The sequence below is a fragment of the Desulfotomaculum sp. genome (assembly GCF_982386235.1).
In genome coordinates this window covers 1-18128 of record NZ_CEVWQM010000010.1, presented here as the reverse complement: position 1 = coordinate 18128, position 18128 = coordinate 1, and the positions used below count along the sequence as shown (strand labels likewise).

17 protein-coding genes are annotated in these 18128 nt (G+C 45.3%); all 17 read left to right on the top strand.

What is annotated here, in order from left to right:
• Positions 1-38 precede the first annotated feature (38 nt).
• Positions 39-1502 carry a UDP-N-acetylmuramoyl-L-alanyl-D-glutamate--2,6-diaminopimelate ligase gene (locus tag AC1U9Z_RS07670; RefSeq protein WP_333530608.1) on the top strand — a complete coding sequence of 488 codons (1464 nt, stop codon included), beginning with the start codon at positions 39-41 and terminating at the stop codon, positions 1500-1502.
• A gap of 243 nt (positions 1503-1745) precedes the next feature.
• Positions 1746-3119, top strand: coding sequence for a UDP-N-acetylmuramoyl-tripeptide--D-alanyl-D-alanine ligase (locus AC1U9Z_RS07665; RefSeq protein WP_479956732.1), 1374 nt, complete (start codon positions 1746-1748; stop codon positions 3117-3119).
• A 30-nt stretch (positions 3120-3149) separates the two neighbouring features.
• A complete protein-coding gene (gene mraY, locus AC1U9Z_RS07660) occupies positions 3150-4154 on the top strand; it encodes a phospho-N-acetylmuramoyl-pentapeptide-transferase (RefSeq protein ID WP_479956730.1) in 1005 nt (334 codons plus the stop codon).
• A gap of 44 nt (positions 4155-4198) precedes the next feature.
• Entirely contained in the window at positions 4199-5563 is a 1365-nt protein-coding gene (murD, locus tag AC1U9Z_RS07655; protein WP_479956728.1) for a UDP-N-acetylmuramoyl-L-alanine--D-glutamate ligase, read from the top strand.
• Positions 5564-5599: 36 nt separating this feature from the next.
• On the top strand, positions 5600-6703 hold the full coding sequence (gene spoVE, locus AC1U9Z_RS07650; RefSeq protein WP_479956727.1) for a stage V sporulation protein E: 1104 nt from the start codon (positions 5600-5602) through the stop codon (positions 6701-6703).
• 11 nt (positions 6704-6714) lie between these two features.
• Positions 6715-7827, top strand: coding sequence for an undecaprenyldiphospho-muramoylpentapeptide beta-N-acetylglucosaminyltransferase (gene murG, locus AC1U9Z_RS07645; RefSeq protein WP_333530613.1), 1113 nt, complete (start codon positions 6715-6717; stop codon positions 7825-7827).
• 309 nt (positions 7828-8136) lie between these two features.
• Positions 8137-9519, top strand: coding sequence for a UDP-N-acetylmuramate--L-alanine ligase (gene murC, locus AC1U9Z_RS07640; RefSeq protein WP_333530614.1), 1383 nt, complete (start codon positions 8137-8139; stop codon positions 9517-9519).
• A 2-nt stretch (positions 9520-9521) separates the two neighbouring features.
• A complete protein-coding gene (murB, locus tag AC1U9Z_RS07635) occupies positions 9522-10433 on the top strand; it encodes a UDP-N-acetylmuramate dehydrogenase (RefSeq protein ID WP_479956725.1) in 912 nt (303 codons plus the stop codon).
• A 16-nt stretch (positions 10434-10449) separates the two neighbouring features.
• Positions 10450-11703 (top strand): UDP-N-acetylglucosamine 1-carboxyvinyltransferase, encoded by a 1254-nt coding sequence (murA, locus tag AC1U9Z_RS07630; protein WP_479956723.1) that lies wholly within the window; start codon positions 10450-10452, stop codon positions 11701-11703.
• Positions 11704-11794: 91 nt separating this feature from the next.
• Positions 11795-12550: a cell division protein FtsQ/DivIB gene (locus AC1U9Z_RS07625; RefSeq protein WP_479956721.1), complete on the top strand. Its 756-nt coding sequence runs from the start codon at positions 11795-11797 to the stop codon at positions 12548-12550.
• On the top strand, positions 12547-13248 hold the full coding sequence (locus AC1U9Z_RS07620; protein ID WP_333530618.1) for a DUF881 domain-containing protein: 702 nt from the start codon (positions 12547-12549) through the stop codon (positions 13246-13248). The genes AC1U9Z_RS07625 and AC1U9Z_RS07620 overlap by 4 nt, the downstream gene beginning before the upstream one ends.
• Positions 13249-13256: 8 nt before the next feature.
• Positions 13257-13964: a DUF881 domain-containing protein gene (locus AC1U9Z_RS07615; RefSeq protein ID WP_479956719.1), complete on the top strand. Its 708-nt coding sequence runs from the start codon at positions 13257-13259 to the stop codon at positions 13962-13964.
• Between the two features lie 2 nt (positions 13965-13966).
• Positions 13967-14308, top strand: a complete 342-nt coding sequence (locus AC1U9Z_RS07610; protein ID WP_333530620.1) for a small basic family protein — start codon at positions 13967-13969, stop codon at positions 14306-14308.
• A gap of 87 nt (positions 14309-14395) precedes the next feature.
• Positions 14396-15373: a cell division protein FtsA gene (locus tag AC1U9Z_RS07605; RefSeq protein ID WP_479956717.1), complete on the top strand. Its 978-nt coding sequence runs from the start codon at positions 14396-14398 to the stop codon at positions 15371-15373.
• Between the two features lie 46 nt (positions 15374-15419).
• The gene (ftsZ, locus tag AC1U9Z_RS07600; protein ID WP_479956715.1) at positions 15420-16478 is read left to right on the top strand and encodes a cell division protein FtsZ; all 1059 of its coding nucleotides are present in this window, start codon (positions 15420-15422) and stop codon (positions 16476-16478) included.
• A 185-nt stretch (positions 16479-16663) separates the two neighbouring features.
• Entirely contained in the window at positions 16664-16813 is a 150-nt protein-coding gene (locus tag AC1U9Z_RS07595) for a hypothetical protein (RefSeq protein ID WP_479956713.1), read from the top strand.
• Positions 16814-17294: 481 nt separating this feature from the next.
• A partial coding sequence (locus AC1U9Z_RS07590) for a sigma-E processing peptidase SpoIIGA (protein ID WP_479956711.1) occupies positions 17295-18128 on the top strand: 834 nt, incomplete at its 3' end.

Here is an 18128-nt window from a genome sequence, read left to right as displayed (position 1 = left end):
GAATAGGAAGTATAATGAAAGGGTTGGGGGGGTTCGTATTGATATTAAAAGAATTGCTGCAGGCAATTCCCGTTGTTTCTTTGAGTGGAAATCAGGAAATAAATATTGAAGGCATTTGCTATGACTCCCGTCAGGTATCCCCTAAGACACTTTTCGTGGCTGTAAAGGGTTACCAAACCGACGGACATCAATATATTGAAAAGGCAGTGACGGCCGGAGCAGTGGCTGTGGTTTATGAAAGTGATGTTGAATTACCCGAAGGAATTAGTGGTATTAAAGTGGCAGACAGTAGAAAGTCTCTGGCTTTATTGGCAGATCAGTTTTATGGGCACCCTTCCCAAAGGCTTTCGATGGTGGGTGTAACGGGTACCAATGGTAAAACAACCACGACCCATTTGATTGCAGCTATTTGGCAAAGGGCAGGCATCAAACCCGGCGTCATTGGCACCATACACAATTTAATTGGCGAAAAGATCCTGCCAGTTACCAATACCACACCGGAATCTTTAGATTTGCAGAAAACTCTTGCTCAAATGGTTGAGGAAGAGGTCAAAGGGGTGGCGATGGAGGTTTCATCCCATGCCCTGGCCTTAAATCGAGTGGCCGGTGTTCATTATCAGGTGGCGGTTTTTACAAACCTTACCCAGGATCATTTAGATTTTCACCAAACCATGGAAAACTATCTGGCGGCCAAGGCCATACTCTTTGCCCAGGATATTCAATATGCCGTAATTAATGGAGATGACCCAGCTGCCGGGGAACTAAAGAAAAGTAGCCGGGGCAAAGTTTATACCTACGGAATGAACCAAGAGGTCGATGTGAGGGCTCAGGATATTCAGGTCACAGCCAAGGGGGTTCAGTTTGTGATCAGCGGTCCCTGGGGACAGCACCGGCTTCATTTAAAACTAACGGGTCGTTTTAATGTCTATAACTCACTGGCAGCCTATACCACTGGTATGGCACTGGGCTTTGACGGTGAAATTGTCATTGCTGCGTTGGAGAATGTCATTGGGGTAGCCGGTCGTTTTGAACTGGTTGATCAGGGTCAAAATTTTGCTGTGGTGGTGGATTATGCCCATACACCGGATGGCTTAGAAAATATCCTAACCACTGCCAGACAGATCACCAAGGGCAGGCTGATTACTGTCTTTGGCTGCGGTGGTGATCGAGACCGTACCAAACGCCCGATTATGGGTGAAATCGCCGCCCGCTATAGCGATATCCCGGTGGTGACCTCCGATAACCCCCGCACCGAGGACCCGCAAAGAATTCTTGCCGATGTGGTAGTGGGAGTCAACCGGGTCATGAGTCCGGAAAAATATTTGGTATTGCAAGATCGCCGTGAGGCCATTAATAAGGCCATTGAGCTGGCCCGGGAGGGTGATGTGGTGGTAATTGCCGGCAAAGGGCATGAAGATTATCAAATCATCGGTACCACGAAATACCCCTTTGATGATCGGGAAGAGGCCGCAGCAGCACTTAAAAAGAAAGCCACCCGCTAAATGGCTGTGGCTATGGGTCTAGTAAAAAGTTGGAAAGATGGAAAGTAGAAAGTAAAAGGGCTGTACATGTTAACGGCACCAGCAGAAAATGAAAAATTTTTGTCATCCTGAGCGATAGCAAATTTAAGGGGTGGGAGATGAGAGGTTAGAAGTTAGATTAAGAAGTTATTTGGCAAAGCCGAATAAGAACAAGATCTCACATCCAACTTCTCACATCTCACCTCTCAAATTGGAGGTAGCCATATGCTTACTTATTCCATACAAGAGATTGCCCGGGTTACCGGTGGGAATCTGCTGCAGGGAAACCCTGGGGCAGTCCTAACGGGTATTGCTACCGATAGCCGTAAGGTAAAGAAGGGTGATTTATTTGTGGCCCTGTTGGGTCAAAGGGTGGATGGCCATGCTTATGTGCAAAAGGCCATCGAGCAGGGCGCCAGTGCTTTGTTGATTAGCAGCAGGGTCGATAGCAACCCGGATATCCCGATGGTATTCGTAAAGGATACTTTACAGGCCTTGCAACAATTGGCCAGTGATAACCGTTTCAGGCTGAACATTCCGGTGGTGGCTGTGACCGGCAGTAACGGCAAAACCTCCACCAAGGATATGATTGCAGCGGTACTCAATAGATGCTATAAAACCTTAAAAACCGAGGGCAATTTTAATAACGAATTAGGTCTTCCATTAACCCTGCTCAACCTGAATGAAACCCACCAGGCTGCGGTGGTTGAAATGGGCATGAGGGGGCGGGGGGAAATTGATTTTTTGGCTCAACTTGCTAAACCAACCGGGGCAGTGATTACCCATATTGGTGAGTCACATATGGAACTTTTGGGTTCGGTAGAAAACATTGCCCTAGCTAAGACAGAAGTGCTGGCCCACATCGGAACCGAGGGTTTTGCCATTTTAAATGCAGATAGTCCCTACCTGAGGGAATTGGCCCAGGGCTGTAAGGGAAAAGTTTGGCTATATTCCCTGGGAAATGATGGTGATTTGCGGGCCGCCAATCTAAGGCCCGAAGCAGCAGGGATTCGCTATACGGTGTTCTATCCTGGCGGTGAGGGAGAAATCTACTTACCTGTTCCAGGTAGTCATAATGTGATGAACAGTTTAGCTGCCATTGGCGTAGGATTACAGTTGGGGCTAGATTTTACAGAAATTGCCCAGGGTTTAGAAAAGTTAGCCCTGACCCATTCCAGATTAGAAATCCTGCAAAGAAGGGGTCTTACCATCATTAATGATACCTATAACGCGAACCCCTCTTCAACCAAGGCGGCACTTAGGGTTTTGGCCGAGACAGCCAAGGGGCGTAAAATTGCTGTGTTGGGAAATATGTATGAATTGGGCAACATGGAACAATCCGGTCACTTTGAGGTTGGCGAGACGGCTGCTGCTATCCCCGTAGATTACTTAGTTACGGTAGGCAATCTGGCAGAGTGGGTTGCCAGAGGTGCTTTAGCTGGGGGATTGGCCCAGGAGAAAATTTATCCGTGTGAGGAAAACGCAAGGGCAATGGAAGTACTGGGGGGTCTTGCCAGGGCTGGAGATACCATACTGATCAAGGGATCAAGAGGTATGCACATGGAAGAAATCGTTAAGGCAATGATGGAAGTAAACTAAAAAGGCAAGAGTTTAAGGAAGGGGAGCAAAATGGATTATACAGTGGTCTGGCTGGCCGCCGGGATTAGTTTATTGGTTACCCTGCTGCTGGGGCCCATTACAATACCCTTGCTGAAAAGATTAAAATTTGGTCAGACGATTCGTGCCGAAGGGCCTTCGGCTCATATGGCCAAAACAGGAACCCCCACCATGGGCGGTCTGATGTTTTTAATTGGCATAGCAGTAGTTGGGGTGTTTTTACTGCAAAGTAATGTTCCAGGCCGGGCTGAGGGGTTGGTGGTTTTGGCAGTTACCCTGGGGTACGGCCTGATAGGCTTTCTGGATGATTTTATTAAAGTGGTGTTAAAACGAAATTTGGGCTTAAAGGCAAGGGAAAAAATTATAGGGCAGGTAATTCTGGCTACGGTTTTGTCTGTGATTGCGGTCTTTCAACTGGGTCGTGGGACAGACTACATCATTCCCTATTCTTCTGGTATCAGCTTTGATCCCGGTTGGTGGCCCTTCTTTGCTTTAACCTTATTTGTTTTGTTGGGTACCAGCAATGGTGTCAACCTAACAGATGGCTTGGATGGCCTCGCCGCAGGAGCTACGGTATTTACAGCCGGCGCCTTTGCTATTTTGGCTTTCGTTACCGGCAAGATCGGTACAGCCATTGTATTGGCAGCCGTTGTGGGCGGTTGTGTGGGTTTTTTATTTTATAATCGGCATCCGGCAAGGGTATTTATGGGAGATACAGGGTCCCTGGCCTTAGGTGGGGCTTTGGGGGCGGCAGCGGTGGTGACACGTAATGAGCTGCTTCTCATATTAATTGGCGGACTTTATGTACTGGAAACTCTATCGGTGATTATCCAAGTGGTCTCATTTAAAACCACTGGCAAACGTGTTTTTCGGATGAGTCCCTTGCATCATCACTTTGAACTTTCTGGTTGGTCTGAAAAAAAAGTTGTACGGAATTTCTGGTTATTAAGTTTTATGTTTTCTCTGGTAGGTTTACTAGGCTCCCAGGATGTTTGGAAGTGGCTGAATAATTGGTAACGCATAAAGCAAATTCAATCGGTAATATAAAAGGGGTTTGGAATGTGGACCTAACAAATAAACGAATTTTAGTGGTGGGTGCCGGCCTGAGCGGCCAGGCAGTGTGTAGGTTTTTGGTTGCTAAACAAGCCAGAGTAACCTTGACAGATACGAGATCCCGTGAGCAAATTGGGCAGGCGGCGAAAGAGCTTTCGGAGCTTGGCGTAACACTGATATTACAAGAATATCCCCCAGTGGCCAGAAATCAATACGATCTAGTGGTGATGAGCCCAGGGGTACCCCTAACGGTACCTCCGGTGGTTCAGGCAAAGGAAGCAGATATTGAAGTTATCGGGGAATTGGAGTTGGCCTACGCCTTTGCTAAGGCACCCATTGTAGCCATCACCGGCACCAATGGCAAAACCACCACCACATCACTGATGGGTCAACTGTTCCGGGAAGCGGGCTTTAAAACCTTAGTGGCTGGAAATATTGGTTTGCCTATGATCAGTGAAATTGAAAACTTTACAGCAGAGGATCGGGTAGTGGCAGAAGTTTCTAGTTTTCAATTAGAAACCACGAAGCAATTTGCTCCCCGGGTCGCAGTGATTTTAAATATTACGCCAGATCATTTAGATCGGCATGGTTCCATGGAGGAATATATAAAGGCCAAGGCAAGGGTCTTTAAGCAGCAAGGCGCCGTGGATTATGTCGTCTTAAATTATGACGACCCGATTTTAAGGGAATTAGCAAAGGATTGTCCATCACAGGTAATATTTTTTAGCCGCCAGCATATCTTAGAAAAAGGAAGCTTTATCCAGAATGGCCAAATTGTTGTGGCGCGGGATCAAGGTGCCGAAATAATAACCGAAATTACTTCGCTAAGGATACCTGGTGCCCATAACTTAGAGAATGCCCTGGCCGCCGCCGCCGCGGCCTCAGCCCTGGGGGTTAGTGCCACGAATATTGCCAACACCTTGCGTAATTTTGGCGGTGTTGCCCATCGGTTAGAATATGTTACAACCATTGATGGTGTGAAATATGTTAATGACTCCAAGGGAACCAACCCAGACGCAGCCATTAAAGCTTTAGAGGCCTATGAAGCTCCCATTATCTTGATTGCCGGTGGAAAGAATAAAGGGGTTTCCTTTATGGACTTTGCCAAAAAGATAAAAGAAAAGGTGCGGGTCTTAATTACACTGGGAGTTCATGGTTATCAAATTGAAGAAGCTGCCAGGGCACAGGGTTTTCATGAGATTTATGCTGTGGAAAACTATGCCCAAGCGGTTGAATTGGCTGGGAAACAGGCGAAACCGGGGGAAATAGTGTTGTTATCACCGGCCTGTACCAGTTGGGATATGTTTAGAAACTTTGAAGAACGAGGCAATTTATTTAAAGAACTTGTGTTAGGGATGCAGGAAAAGGAATAACCTTTTAATGGCCGATGGCGAGGGGGGAGGAAATGAATGCGTCTAAAGAAGAGAGCACCGGATTTTATGCTTTTCCTAACGGTACTGATGTTATTGTCCGTGGGACTTGTGATGGTCTTTTCTGCCAGTGAGTATGTTACGATGGTACGCTACGGAGACAGTTTCTATTTCTTTAAGAGACAGCTATTATGGGCATTATTAGGTCTGGCGGCCATGTTTTTTATGATGCATTTTGATTACTACCGCCTAAAACGCTGGATTGGTCCCATCGTTTGCCTGGGTTTTATTCTTTTACTGGCTGTCCTAATGCCTGTTATCGGTAAGGAGGTCAACGGCTCACGTCGCTGGATTGATCTTGGTTTTATGGATTTCTCTCCCGCAGAGTTAGTTAAGATTTGCTTAATTATGTTTGTAGCCTTTGGTCTTTCCAAAAAAGGAGAAAAAATTAAGAGTTTTAAAGAGGGTTTACTCCCCTACCTCATGATCATGGGCCTTGCCGCGGGAATGATATTGCTGCAGCCGGACCTAGGAACGGCTGTGGTGTTGTGCGGGACCATTTTTATTATGTTCTTTGCTGCTGGGGCAAGGATTGCTCACCTGGGAGGGCTAATGGGGATGGGGGTCCTGGCAGTTTGTGCTGCAATTTACTTAGAACCCTATCGAATGCAGCGTTTTTTAGCCTTTTTGGATCCAGAGAAGGATCCTCAGGGTACCGGCTATCATATCATTCAGTCCCTTTATGCTTTAGGTTCCGGTGGTTTATTTGGTATGGGATTGGGGCAAAGTAAACAAAAATTTCTCTATTTACCGGAAAACCACACTGATTTTATCTTTGCCATAGTAGGAGAGGAACTTGGTTTTATTGGTGCCTCCCTGGTGGTCTTGCTTTTTATTACGTTTGTCTGGCGGGGCCTCAAAATCGCGGTAACTTCACCAGATCCCTTTGGCAGTTTATTGGCTGCTGGCATCACCAGCGGTATCGCTTTGCAAAGCTTAATAAATATGGGTGTAGTCACTGGTTCGATGCCTGTAACCGGTGTACCACTGCCCTTTATAAGCTACGGCGGGACATCGCTTTTATTTACTCTGATGGGGATTGGTATTATTTTAAATATATCGAAATACACAACGCCAAGGTGAGGTGAAGACTGTTGCGTGTGATTATGACCGGAGGCGGTACGGGTGGTCATATTTATCCTGCTCTGGCCATAGCCAGGGGCATGCAAAACCGCTTTTCAGAAGCGCAGATACTCTATGTAGGAACGAATCGTGGTCTTGAGGCTGATATTGTGCCCAAGGCCCATTTCCCTTTTCGGGCGATTACAGTTTCTGGATTGCAACGAAAGGTTTCTGTGGAAAATTTTAAAGTACTCTGGCGAGCTTATCAGGGCTACCGGGAAGCCTCTGCGATCATCAAAGATTTTCAACCAAATGTGGTCATTGGCACCGGAGGCTATGTTTGTGGTCCGGTGGTAATGGCTGCGGCTCGCAAGGGTATCCCCACTCTCATTCATGAGCAGAATGCTTTTCCAGGTATCACAAATCGGATTTTGGCTAAGTTTGTGGATCAGGTTAATGTTACCTTTGAAGATTCCCTGCCATACTTTGGTTCTAAGAGGAACATTACCCTGACGGGTCTGCCGGTTCGCCCAGAGATATTACAGGCTGATAAAAAGCAGGCCTTAAACTCCTTTGGCTTAAAGGAGGATCGGCTGACACTTTTAGTTTTTGGTGGCAGCAGGGGTGCCCGTAGAATAAACCAGGCCATGCTGGAAACGATTAAAAAATTTGGTCGGGACAATCGATTGCAAATCCTCCATGCCACAGGGCAAGTTGGTTATGAGGAATTTATTCAGGAATTAATTAACAATGGTATTGATGTGGGACAATATGGAAATATTATAATTAAACCCTATTTATATAATATGCATGAAGCATTGGCCGCGGCAGATCTTATCGTCAGTCGTGCGGGGGCAGCAACCCTAGCAGAACTTACCATCCTTGGACTGCCGTCAATTTTAATTCCCTATCCCTATGCTTCGGAAAATCACCAGGAACACAATGCTCGGGCACTGGTGGACCGTGGAGCGGCGGTGCTGATCAAGGATTCAGAGCTTACCGGCCCAAGGCTCGTGCAAGCCATTGAGGATATTCTACAAAACAGGGAAAAGTTAAAAAATATGTCCCAAGCCAGCGGAAAATTGGGACGCCCCGAGGCACTTAGTGATATTATAAAGTGCGTGGAAAAAATATTGACGAAATAAGCAACCAGCCTTTTGGGGCTGTGGGCCATGAGGCATGGGGAAAAGCAACATGCCATGAGCTAAAGACCCTCAAGCAAAACATGCACAAAAGCCCAAGGCCCATGGCTGGTATATATTTTACAATGAAACAGGACAAGCCTAGTAAATCTACGCAGGAATCGGTGATAGGAAGGGCAGGGACGGGTCAGTAACACCTCCCGAAGAAACTGCATAGTATGGCTTACAGAAACGCTCCACAAGGGAAAAGTAACCCTCGCAGGGGTAAAGTCACCCCAAGGAGTAGTCTTGTTTCGGGAAGGAGTGAAGCAATTGCGGGGAGATCAGAAAAGGATTCATTTCATCGGTATTGGCGGTGCTGGGATGAGTGGCATTGCTACGGTATTGTTAGGGATGGGCAACTACCAGGTGTCTGGTTCGGACATTAAACATTCTACGGTGATTGACCGTTTAGAAGCAATGGGAGCAAAATGCAGTATTGGTCATATTGCCGAAAATATAAACAAAGAGATGGATACGGTAGTTTTTTCCACAGCTATTTCGGACACTAACCCAGAAATAAGAGAGGCACAAAAACTTGGCATCCCCCTTGTTAGACGGGGTGAAATGCTTGCCAGACTAATGAGGGAAAAAAAGGGAATTGCAGTGGCCGGGGCCCATGGAAAAACAACCACCACATCGATGACAGCCTTAGTCTTGGAGGAAAACGGACTTGACCCTACCATCGTCATTGGAGGTGATTTAAGCAACATTGGCGGGAATGCCAAACTAGGTAGGGGCGATTACTTTGTGGCAGAGGCCGATGAGAGCGATGGGTCCTTTTTGTTATTGGATCCTAGAATAGCCATTGTTACGAACATAGAGGATGATCACCTGGACTATTACGGCACAAAAGAAAATATTATCAAGGCCTTTCGGCAATTTTTAGAGCAGATACCTGCCCAAGGGCTAGCTGTTGTTTGTCTGGATGACCCAATCATAAGAGGGATTGTAACGGGTCTGTCATGCCAGGTTGTGACCTATGGCTCCTTGGGTTCAGGGGCGGATTATCAAATAGAGGTCTTATCAACGGAGAACGGGATAAATGAGGGAAGAGTCTATTACCAGGGGGAAAGTCTGGGCAATTTGGAATTATTGGTGCCTGGGTATCATAACCTGCTAAATGCAATGGCGGCTGTGGCCGTTGGACGTTATTTTAACCTGGGTTTTGGTGAAATAGCTGCGAACCTGAGGCGGTTTAAAGGGGCGAAAAGACGTTTTCAATTAATTGGGGTAGCCGATGACATTAAGGTTGTTGATGATTACGCCCATCACCCCACAGAAATAAAAGCAACCCTACAAGCTGCTAGAACTTCACATCCCGGAAGAATTGTTGCGGTTTTTCAACCACATCGGTATACTCGTACCAGGCAACTTTATAGGGAGTTTGGCCAATCCTTTAATCATGCGGATTTGATTATTTTAACGGATATTTATGCCGCCAGTGAACAGCCCATTGAAGGTGTTGATACAAAATTGATTATAGATAATATTCCTCCACGGGAAGGGCAGCAGGTTTTTTATTTACCAACCTTAAAGGATGCGGCAGATTATTTAGTAACCAATACCAACAGTGGTGATCTAGTATTAACAATGGGTGCCGGAGATGTCTGCACACTGGGAAGGGAACTGATAAAGAGACTGGGGGAAAAGTAGACATGAACTATACTTCACTGGCAGGTGAACTTCAGTCACTGGTCCGGGGCAGCATCCGAATAAATGAGTCGATGAGAAAGCACACCACTTGGAAAATTGGTGGCAATGCAGATGTTTTTTTGGATCCCAGTGATAAGGGGGATATTCGTCAGGCGGTGGAGTTTGCAAGGGAGAGGGCGGTTCCTTTTACCGTCATTGGCAATGGCTCGAATCTTTTAATTAAGGATGGCGGCATTAGGGGCTTGGTTATCAAAATCGGGCGGGGGATGGCAAACCTTTCTGTTAATGGCAATCGTATTCGAGCCGGTGCCGGTGCGATGCTGCCAGAACTGGCGGCGGTGGCACGTAAAAATGGTTTGGGTGGCTTTGAATTTGCTGCGGGTATTCCAGGTTCCCTGGGTGGTGCCGTCGTCATGAATGCCGGGGCTATCAATGGTTGTGCAGCGGATGTTTTAGTTGAGGTGGAAGTGGTCAATCACAACAATAAACTGGTTGTACTAAAAAAAGAGGAACTTGATTTTGCCTACCGCACCAGCAGCTTACAAAACCAGGGTCTTATTTGTGTGGAAACCCTTTGGCAGGGTTATGCCAAGGAGCAGTGGCAAATTGAACGAGAAACCAAGGAATATCTGGCTAAACGAAAAATAGCCCAACCCCAGGGTTATCCCAATGCCGGAAGTGTATTTAAAAACCCTCAGGGGGATCATGCCGGCAGGCTAATTGAAGCCTGCGGTTGTAAGGGACTGCGCATCGGTGATGCTGAAATATCAACAAAACATGCTAATTGGATACTGAATTTGGGTAATGCTACAGCTAAGGATGTGCTTGACCTAATCGATAAAATCAAACGGATGGTGCAGGAACGTTTCGGTGTTTTGCTGCATCTGGAAGTAAGAGTGTTGGGAGAAGATTAGGCGAGGTGACAATAAAGTGGAGAAATTCGTAATTGTAGGAGGGAACCGCCTAAAGGGAAGTATTAAAGCTAACGGATCAAAAAATGCATCTTTACCAATTCTAGCAGCAACTTTGTTAACTGGCGGAGTTTGTACAATTCATCAGGTGCCAAGGCTAAAGGATGTTTTTGTTATGCAGGAACTTCTTGCCTATCTTGGTGCCAAGGTAACCTTTGAAGGAAATACTATGACAGTGGATGGTTCTAAGGTGCAGCCACAGGAAATCTCAGAGGATCTAATGAGGAAGATGAGGGCATCGAACCTTGTTTTAGGCCCCCTGCTGGGTAGGTTCGGTCATGTTAAGATTTCCCACCCCGGTGGCTGTAATATTGGTTCTCGCCCCATGAACCTTCATTTCAAGGGGCTAAATGCTTTGAAGGCCACCATAACAGAAAAATTTGGTTATATCTCAGCAGATGCCAGTCAGTTAACTGGAACGGTTGTGCATTTTGATGTGCCCAGTGTAGGTGCAACGGAAAATATGATGATGGCCGGGGTATTGGCCGAAGGAACCACCGTGCTTAGAAACGCGGCCAAAGAGCCGGAGATTGTGGATTTGCAAAATTTCCTCAATGCCCTGGGGGCAAAAATTGTCGGTGCCGGTACAGATGTTATTCGCATTGAAGGGGTGAAAGAATTAGGATCAGTTACCCATACCGTCATTCCGGACCGTATTGAAGCAGGTACCCACATGATTGCCGCAGCCATTACCCAAGGTGATGTTACGGTAACCAATATCATACCAGAACATCTGGACCCAGTTATCTATAAATTAAAAGAAGTGGGAGTTCAGGTGGACGTGGGGGACGATTGGGTGCGTGTTCAGGGTACCGGGCAACTAAAAGCAGTGGACATTAAAACCATGCCCTATCCCGGCTTCCCCACCGATATGCAGTCCCAAATGATGGCGTTACTAAGCATTGCCGATGGAACCAGTGTAATTACAGAGACTATTTTTGAAAATAGATTTAAACATGTCCCAGAATTTCGTAGAATGGGGGCCGATATATATTTAGAAGGCCATACAGCGGTGGTAAAGGGAGTAAAGCGATTAACAGGGGCCTGTGTCGAGGCCACCGATTTGAGAGCGGGGGCAGCCTTAATATTGGCGGCTTTGGCCGGGGAAAATGGTACCGTATTAAGTAATATCTCACATATTGATCGCGGCTATGAAAGAATAGAAATAAAATATAATTCACTGGGAGCACGTATTATAAGAGTCAATAGTTAATGACTCTTTTTTTAGTTTTGTCTTGGACAAGTATCATACTCTTCGTTATAATGTAAAAAACAAGTGTAAAATAAAAGCAAGGAGTGGCAATGTGTATCGACCTCGGTCAGGTACCCCTCAGAAAAATAACCACTTAATACAAAGTGTTTTTTTTATTTTGCTGGTTACCGTTGCCATATATGTATTACTGCAATCACCTTTGTTTGAAATTAAAACAGTTGTTGTTAATGGCAACCGACAACTAAAGAAAGAAGATATTATTCGTTACTCTGGACTGCAAAATGGTCTTAATATTTTTAAGATTAACCTATCCACCAGTGAAGAAAGATTAGGGCTTGTACCCTTTATCAAGGGTGTAGAAATGAAACGTGCCTTGCCCAATAAAGTCATTATTGAAGTTGAAGAACGGAATGCGGTGGCCTTAATTCCAGTAGAAAATGGGTTTATTAAAGTAGATGCAGATGGGGTATACTTGCAGAGGGGCCAAATTGCCTCAGCCTTGCCGATTATTACAGGTTTAGCTATCCAACTTAAGGGACCAGGCAAGGTCATTGAGTCAGAATACCTACCTGCAGCTTTAAAAGTTCTCTCCCAGTTACCCCGACCGATTATCATGAAGCTATCCGAGCTAAATTTCAATAAGGCTGGACAAATAACCATTTACACCATTGACGGTGTTCAGGGCAGATTGGGTTTAATGAAGGATATTGAGTATAAAGGGATTGTTTTTCAGCAGGTATTAGCCACGCTGCAACAATCGGATAATAAAATTCAATATATTGATCTATCAAACCCACGGGTACCTGTGGTAAAGTACTTAAAAGAGCCGCAGGAGGGCCGGCAATGAAACTAAAAGAATACCAATGGGGCCTTATATTAGTTGGCATTGTCCTTGGGTTAATGCTGACAATGCAATATCGCTCCTATAAAGATATTAATGAAACACCCCCCATTGCCAGGGTACAGGCCCTGTCCAATGAAATAAAGGAGAAAAGAGAAGATCGGCTTCTCTTGCAAAAGAGAGTTAAGGAATTAAGGGACAAGCTAGACAATAAAGCCACGATCAATTCGGATGTCATACGTTCTGAATTGGAAACCTACCGCATCATAGCCGGCATCAAGGCTGTCGCAGGTCCCGGCGTGGAAGTTACCCTAAATGATAGTGATGTGCCCTTGGCTCCGGGACAGGATCCAAATTTTTATGTACTGCACGATGAAGATGTGCTAAAGGTGCTTAATGAACTAAAGGCTGCGGGAGCCGAAGCCATTGCCTTAAACGGGCTAAGGTTAACGGCCACCAGTGAGATAAGGTGTATTGGCCCAACGATTCTGACCAATAAAAACAAAAGGCTGTCTGCACCTTTTACCATTACAGCCATAGGCAACCCAAAAACTTTAGAGAGCTCGCTTTTTATGAAGGGTGGCGTGGTGGATCAACTTAAATTTTGGGGGATACAAGTGGACGTGCGTAAGAAGGATAACCTAGAAATTGCAGAATATACAGGCCCTACCACCTTTGAGCATGCTAAATCTATTCAAGAGTAGGTGGTATGATGAAAAAAACATTATATGCATCCATCCTTTTAGTTTCTGTGATATTAGGTTTTATGGTTGCATTTCAATTTAGAACCGCTGGCAGGGTAGATTCCGGGGTATCCATAGACCGGGTTCAACTCCTGACCACAGAGCTAAAACAATTGGACAGGGAATATGTTACCCTTCTAGAAGAGGCCCAGGATTTAGAGCAAAAGTTAACTCAGGCAGAAAAGGGCCGACCCCAGGCCTCTCAAGCCGTTCATGAGGAATTACAAAAGGTTCGTCAGCTTGCGGGGATGACTAAAATGCAGGGCCCTGGTGTCGAAGTTAACCTTGCTCCCATTACCAGAGAAGAAGAGCAGACCGGGGAAAATCTTTTTACCGTAAGGGATGAAGACCTGCTGCGAGTCATTAACGAGCTTAGGGCTGCCGGGGCAGAAGCTTTGGCCATTAATGGTCAACGTATCATCTCTACCTCTGAGATTCGGCTGGCGGGAGCTTTTATTGACGTTAATCTCACAAGAATATCTGCTCCCTATTCGATTTTAGCCATTGGTGCCCCTGGTCAATTGGAAAGTGCCCTGATTATTAAGGGTGGCTTGGTGGATACCATGGATGACTGGGGTGTCGCCGTAACAGTAAATAAAAGAGAAGAAATAACTGTTCCAGCCTACACTCATCGGATTAATCTGGAATATGCCAAACCACTTAAGGAGGCCAGCTAACCATGTGGATAGGGATCATATTGGCGGCGACTGGGTTAGCCATAGGCATTTTGGCTGGATTAAATCTCCCGGTGGTATTGCCGCAGGTCTATGCCCAGTATCTGGGCTTAGGGGTGTTAGCCGCCTTAGATTCGGTTTTTGGCGGTATTCGAGCTGCTTTGGAAGATCACTATGATAATCATATCTTTGTCACGGGTTTTTTTAGCAATATCCTTTTGGCTGCCGGCTTAGCTTATATTGGAACGAAATTAGGGGTACCTCTAAGCACCGCAGCTGTGGTGGCGTTTGGCGTAAGATTATTTCAGAATCTGGCCATAATTAGGCGACATCTGTTAAAAAAATAACTATTTTATAAATAAGTAAAAGGGAATTTTTATTCTATGTTGAATTTACAATTTAAGTAAACAGTTTCTCAATAGGAGGTGCCTGGCTTGGCCAGGAGACAATTCATTGGTGGACTTGATATAGGTACGACCAAAATTGTAGCGGTTGTAGCCGAAATCAGCCCCAGCGGCTACCCGGTGGTTAAAGGGCTGGGGGAGTGTGCTGCCATTGGCATAAGAAAGGGTTCCGTTACGGATGGCACCTCACTGACCAAAGTCATTGACCAAGCTCTTAAAGAGGCCCAGGATATGGCCGGCGAAAAAGTGGCATCGGTTTATGTAGCTTCTCACGTTGTTAAGCAACTGACGGACCAAACCAACATTGTGGATGAGAAGTTAATAGAGAGTATTAAAGAGGTTGGTTTAAAGATACAAGAAACTTTACCTGCCATTGTTGCTTCTGCCCAAGCAGTACTAACGGATACCCAGAAAAATATTGGGACAGTTTTGGTGGATATAGGTGGAACGATTACGGAAATTGCCGTATTTGATCAAGGTTTACCGAAATACACAGCAACTTTAAACGTTGGCTGTGACCATATTTCAAGCGACCTAGCGGTATGTTTGCGTACCTCCATCCGTGAAGGGGAACGTATTAAAAAGCTGCTCGGTTTAGAAAAAAAAGAACCTCAATTACAATTGGAAGTTAGTAGTGTGGGGGGGCATGAAAAAAGAAAAGTGCCTGCCAGCGCTGCCTTAGATATAATACATTCCAGGGTTCAAGAAATATTTGAACTGATTCAAAAAGAGCTGAATGAGCAGTTCCGTTTAGAAGCTCTGGCCGGTGGGTTAGTATTAACCGGTGGTGGGGCACTATTAAGGAATGTTGTGAAGCACGCGAATTCACAATTAAACCTTGCCAAGGTGGAGATAGGCATTCCTGCCAAACTTAGTGTACCCAAAGAGCAATGGCAAAGTCCTATTTATGCTTCATCTCTTGGGCTGGTAATGTATGGTGCTCTAAAAAGTTTCCGCTGCTCGGATCGCCTTTCAGGATGGCGTGGAGTAATTAACAGGTTTATCTAGTAAAGGCAAAGCGGCTTGATTGTGATAATACAGAGGAGGATAACTTATGCTTGACTTTGAAATGGCAATGGATCATTTTGCGAATATTAAGGTGATAGGTGTTGGGGGCGGCGGTAACAACGCGGTAAATAGAATGATTAGTGCGGGTCTCAAGGGTGTTGAGTTTGTTGCTGTGAACACGGATGCTCAATCACTTTTCTTATCCCAGAGTGATAGTAAAATTCAGATTGGCAATAAATTGACCAAGGGATTAGGCGCCGGTGCTAACCCGGAAATTGGCTGTAAAGCGGCTGAAGAAAGCCGTGAAGAGATTATGCAAGCTCTCAAAGGTGCTGACATGGTGTTTGTAACCGCTGGCATGGGCGGTGGTACCGGAACGGGTGCTGCTCCTGTGGTAGCAGAGATTGCCAAGGAACTGGGTGCCCTGACAGTTGGTGTAGTTACCAAACCCTTTACTTTCGAAGGAAGAAAAAGACATAGCCAGGCAGAGTCAGGAATTGAGAACTTAAAGAGTAAGGTTGATACTTTGATTACGATACCCAATGATCGTTTGCTGCAAGTTATCGACAAGAATACCTCTATTGTGGAGGCCTTTCGCATTGCCGACGATGTATTACGCCAAGGTGTCCAGGGTATATCCGACTTGATTGCGGTCCCTGGTTTGATTAACCTGGACTTTGCAGACGTCAAGACCATTATGAAAGATGCTGGTTCTGCCCTGATGGGTATTGGGGCATCTTCTGGGGAAAACAGAGCAACCGAAGCAGCCAGAGCAGCCATTTCCAGCCCTCTTTTAGAGACATCCATTGAAGGGGCGAGAGGTGTGCTATTGAATATTACGGGTGGTTCTTCTCTGGGCTTGTTTGAGGTAAATGAAGCTGCTGAGATTATTGCCCAAGCTGCTGATCCTGAAGCAAACATTATTTTTGGTGCTGTGATTGATGAAAGAATGAATGAAGAAGTTAGGGTAACTGTCATTGCCACTGGCTTTGATCATAAAATACCTGCCAGAAAAGAAACAAAGAAACAGGAAATGGAGGCCATTAAGCCCTTTGCCAGTCATGATGACCTGGATATTCCGGCTTTTCTCCGCCGTCGAAGCTAAAGAAAACTTGGCTTACCTGCCCGTAACGACATGTTCACAGGCAGGTAAGCCTTATTTTTAGGTCAAGGCCATTCCCTGACAAAAATTAAATCAAACAATAAATATGAACACAGCATTTTAAAAGGATAACCTTCATCACCGAGGGTACACTAAAATAAACAAATATCGAAGGAAGGTGTAGCAAGATGAAGGATATGCAATTTAATAGGGAAAACCTAACAAGGAAGGAAGACCTCAACAGGATAAGAGGTCTACAACAATTTAAAGACAATAACAAAGGTCCTGCCAAAAAAGATTCGAATCGCAATGATATCAATGATCCCATCAGTAAGTAACGTTCGTATTAAATAAGAAAAACCAATTATGTAGAAAAATGATGTAAAAAATTTCCAATTCATTACCAGATATTGACAAGTTTCACTGACCCTGGCGTGTATAATATTGCCAGGGTTTTTTGTATTTGCAGGAAGCAGAAAGTTGGAAAGTGGAAAGTTAAAAGAGCTTCGGTTGCTAACAGCACCAGCAAAAAAGGAATACTTAGGGGAGATACAGACACAGAGGGACGGTTCTTTTGTGTTCGCCCCCTGTGTCCCTAGGGGACGAACACAAAAGAACCGTCCCCCTGTGTCCGAACAATGTTAGAAAGATCCTTTGCTACCGCCCAGGTTGACAGACATTTAGGACGGCCAAATGCCTGCACCATGGAATGCTAGGGTATTTTTCAGGATGCCAAAAAAATTGGCATATTTTGCAACAGTAAGTTATAAACTGGTACTAGACAGTATACTGCTGCTGCATGGGTAGAGGTTTATCATTATGAGACAAGTGGTCTATCTGGATGAAGTAATTTTGGTAAATTTGGTCATGAACCTTACGGTGCTGTGGTTAACCGCTCGGTTTAACGGCAATAAGTTGTCCCTCTTCAGAATCTTGGCCGCGGCCTCGGTGGGGTCTATTTATGCATTGACGGTTTTGTTTCCTGGCTCGACAATCATTAAAAGCCTTTGGGTCAAATTAATGATGGCCGTGGTTATGGTTTGGATTGCCTTTGGTTTTAGCAGCTGTCATAAATTTGGCAGGGATTTTTTGTGTTTATTTATCGCAGGCTTTTTTCTTGGTGGTTTATCCTTGGGTTTACATTATCTATTGTCTGCCAGCTCAAGCATGACAGCCGAGGGTTCGATTATGACAACTGACTATCAAAAGTGGTTTGTTTTAGTAATAACCATCATCATCGCCTACTGCATTGGTAAATGGGGTGCCTTGCTGTGGCACAAAAAAGTGGGACAAATGAACCATAAAATTCCCCTTACAGTTAAGCTATGGGGGAATAAAGTCTCCGTCGAAGCTTTAGTGGACACAGGAAACCAGTTGGTAGAGCCAATAAGCCAACACCCAGTTGTGATTATTGAATATGAAGCCATTAAGCCAATACTCCCCAGAGAAATTTCCGGACTATACAGCAATGGCTTGCCCCAGGATGGTGCTACACTGTTAACATTGCTTTCAGATAGTCCCTTTATTCCACGCTTACGATTGATACCTTTTCAATCCCTTGGCAAGGATCATGGCATGCTGTTAGGAATACGCCCAGATGAAATAGAAGTAAGCTATAACGATACAAGTTATAGGGTACAAAATGTGCTGGTG